The 282-nt window shown below is 55.3% G+C and carries 1 protein-coding gene; it reads left to right on the top strand.

Annotation, left to right across the window (positions count from 1 at the left end; translation table 11 throughout):
* Positions 1–9 precede the first annotated feature (9 nt).
* A partial coding sequence (locus tag ACWNT5_RS24300) for an AtuA-related protein (protein ID WP_456518868.1) occupies positions 10–282 on the top strand: 273 nt, incomplete at its 3' end.

Raw genomic sequence — 282 nt, 5'->3', positions numbered from 1 at the left:
CCCAAACACATGCAAACTGCGGCTGTGCAGGTGGGCGGTGAAAACATTCAATACCAGGAACCGGAACACCCCAAGGCACGCGCCGAAACCCACCCGACTACGGAACAGTCATTTGACGAAGTAATAGTGCCCCGCGAGCTATTGGGCAAGCCCTTGATTGAAATTGCACACGGTCGAAGCGGCGACAAGGGCGACACCAGCAACGTTGGCATTGTGGCCAGAAAGCCGGAGTATTGGCCGGTGCTGCGGTATTTACTACGCCCCGAGAATGTAAAAAACCAC

It is taken from the genome of Aquimarina sp. 433 (genome assembly GCF_054054605.1).
This window is presented reverse-complemented; position numbering and strand designations above follow the sequence as displayed.